This window comes from Staphylococcus sp. HMSC62A08 (genome assembly GCF_001839105.1).
Classification (GTDB): domain Bacteria; phylum Bacillota; class Bacilli; order Staphylococcales; family Staphylococcaceae; genus Staphylococcus; species Staphylococcus caprae.
In genome coordinates this window covers 440,384-442,882 of sequence record NZ_KV840027.1, presented here as the reverse complement: position 1 = coordinate 442,882, position 2,499 = coordinate 440,384, and the positions used below count along the sequence as shown (strand labels likewise).

Sequence of the window (2,499 nt, the reverse complement as noted above, 5' to 3'; positions counted from 1 at the left end):
GCATCCTACGCCACAATATGTACATACTGTTTTCGTTTTATTGATACGCTCTTTACGCATTTCAGATTCTGAATCAGAAAGCGCTAATAAAGGACCATAACCTGGTTCAGATTTTTTAATTAAATCAATCATTGCTACAAGTGAACCTGGTTCAGTATCAGTCATATATCCAACGTTGCCTTCCATATTCACTTCCATCATCGCATTACATGGACATACTGTGGCACATTGACCACATGACACACATGATGATTCATTAATTGGTACATCATTATCCCAAATCACACGTGGATGTTCACGATCCCAATCAATACTGATTGTTTCGTTCACTTCTACGTCTTGACATGCCTCTACACAACGTCCACATAGGATACATTGGTCAGGGTCATAACGATAAAATGGACCATAATCTTTTTCATAAGGCTTCTCTTTGTATTCATACGTTTGATGTTGAACGCCCCACTCATCCATCGTGTTATGAATTTCACAGTCGCCATTATTATAGTCACATACAGTACAATAAAGCATATGTTTTTCTAATATACGATCTAATGCTTCTTTTTGACTTGATTGAACATCGTCGTTGTTCGTTTTAACATTCATTGGACGGTCGATTGTCGTACCACAAGCACGTGCAATCTCTCCATCAATTTCAACCATACATGTATCACATGTTTGGATTGGTCCCATTGATTCGTTATAACAAATCGCAGGTACGAAAGTATCTCGAGATCGAATGAACTCGAGTAAATTTGTGCCAGGTTCCACAAGATAATCAGTGCCATCTAACGTGACTACTAAATGTTCTTGCATAGGCTGAAAACCCATTTATATATTTTTTACCGTAATAGACTTTTCATGTTTGCTTTCTCTATCTGAAAAATACCCCACATATATTTCAAGATAGAATTATCTAAATTGTATTACTTTCTATGTAAAAAGTTAAGTGTTTACTAGTATTTTGTATTTTAAAATTATTTAATTGAAAATCAATATCAATTAGAACAATAATTACCTTTTTAGCTACTATAATTATACCTAGTAAAATAACACCTCAAACAAAAAGAAGGCTGGGACATAATTAATTGTCTCAACCTTCCTTAACATATTGGCAGTAGATGTCTGAATTGAAAGTGCGCTTATATCAAGCTTCTTTCAATCCTAGCCATCCTTGCCGGCGGGGCCCCAACATAGAGAATTTCTTAAAAAGAAATTCTACAAACAATGCAAGTTGGGAGTGGGACAACGAAAATAATTTTGCTAAATTATATTTCTGTCCCTCTCCCTCCGAACTGCAGGTAAGCATTTAATAAAGTTTTAAATATCATACCTCTTTTATAAATCTAGGTTATTTTTTAATAATTGAGTATTTTCATTTTTAGATGAATCACTTGGTACAAAGTAGTATAATCCATCATCTTGAATACCGCCTTCACCATCTAATTGATGACGATTAACTGTTTGATTCGCATCTTTATAGTTCTTTCTAATTAAGTTAAGATCTCCAAGTGTTAAATCTGTTTTTACATTATTTTGTATTTCGTCCATTAATGAATTGAAATGTGTGATAGATGAAGCACTCGACATTTTATTAGCCATCGCTTCTAACACAAGTTGTTGACGTTCTTGTCTACCAAAGTCACCGCCAGCGCCTTCTTCTTTACGACTACGTATGAATTTCATTGCTTCATCGCCATTGACATGTGTCTTTGCTCCCTTTTCAAAGTGAAGACCATCAACTGAGAATGTGTCATTACTTACAACATCCACACCACCTAAAACATCAATCATATCATGTAATCCATCCATATCAATGGTTGCATAATGATCAATAGGAACATTCATTAATTTCTCAAGAGAATTAACTGCCATATTTGGTCCACCATAAGCATAGGCATGAGCAATTTTTTCTGTTGTTCCTCTTCCAACAATTTTCGCTTGAGTATCACGGGGGATACTCACTAATTCTGTTTTCTTCTCTTTAGGATTAATTGATAAAATCATGATGGTATCACTACGTTGACCTCCACCTTGCTGTTTACGTTCAGCATCGGAGTCCACACCAAATAAAGCAATTGTAAAAGGATCGCCATCTTTTAAGTTTACTTTTCCCGAACGTAATTCTGAATGACTTCTATTTAAAGGGTTATGAATTTTATCTCCCGTAATAAATATTTTTGCACCTACATAGATGACTGCAATAACTGTAAGTAAAAATAAAATTCCCACTACCCAAAGAAGAATTTTAGTTGGCAAGCTCATTTTTCTTTTATCTGAACGTCGCATTCCAACCACTCCTTTTCGTTTTATTTCATATTCTTATTCCATTGATAAGTATATTATAAAATAAAATATTTACTATACATCTGTAGACCTATTCATTGATTTATTTTAGAGAAATAAACAAAAATGAAAAATTTTATATATATAATCAAAAAATGAGGATGAAATATAATTTAATATCTCATCCTCATTTAACATATTGGCAGTAGATGTCTG

Annotated in this window: 2 protein-coding genes; both read right to left on the bottom strand. The window is 33.7% G+C overall.

The annotated features are described in order from the left end of the window. Positions 1-813: 2Fe-2S iron-sulfur cluster-binding protein (locus HMPREF3264_RS02840; protein WP_141764435.1), on the bottom strand; the 813-nt coding region annotated here is incomplete at its 3' end. A 522-nt stretch (positions 814-1,335) separates the two neighbouring features. Next, positions 1,336-2,286, bottom strand: coding sequence for an LCP family glycopolymer transferase (locus HMPREF3264_RS02835; RefSeq protein ID WP_070871866.1), 951 nt, complete (start codon positions 2,284-2,286; stop codon positions 1,336-1,338). Positions 2,287-2,499 lie beyond the last annotated feature (213 nt).

Coding starts and splice junctions, on each gene's coding strand:
- HMPREF3264_RS02835 (WP_070871866.1), bottom strand. CDS start 2,286: ATGCGACGTTCAGATAAAAGAAAAATGAGCTTGCCAACTAAAATTCTT.